The 267-nt window shown below is 26.2% G+C and carries 1 protein-coding gene; it reads right to left on the reverse strand.

What is annotated here, in order from left to right; genetic code table 11:
* Positions 1-76: 76 nt before the first annotated feature.
* A partial coding sequence (locus GUI70_RS25785; protein WP_237725154.1) for a hypothetical protein occupies positions 77-267 on the reverse strand: 191 nt, incomplete at its 5' end.

Consider the following 267-nt stretch of genomic DNA (forward strand, 5'->3'; position numbering starts at 1 on the left):
TTTAAAGTCGCTAAATGATTAAATCCTTGTTCAAATTCTAACATTTAAATTTCCTCCTAGTTTTATTGGCCAATAATCATTCAAATAGAGATTTCATTAGTTTTTTGAATTTACTTTCTTCTTTATCTTTATCTTTGTCTTGAACATGTTCATGATTCTGTTTATGTTCCTGATGATTATCTTCTGATTGATAAATTTCTTCATCTGTTGACTCTACTTCATTTTCATGAGTATCTTTTTTGTTTGTTTTACGTTTAAACCAATCAA

Origin of the sequence: Deinococcus alpinitundrae (genome assembly GCF_009982895.1) — a bacterium.
In the GTDB taxonomy this organism is placed as follows: domain Bacteria; phylum Deinococcota; class Deinococci; order Deinococcales; family Deinococcaceae; genus Deinococcus; species Deinococcus alpinitundrae.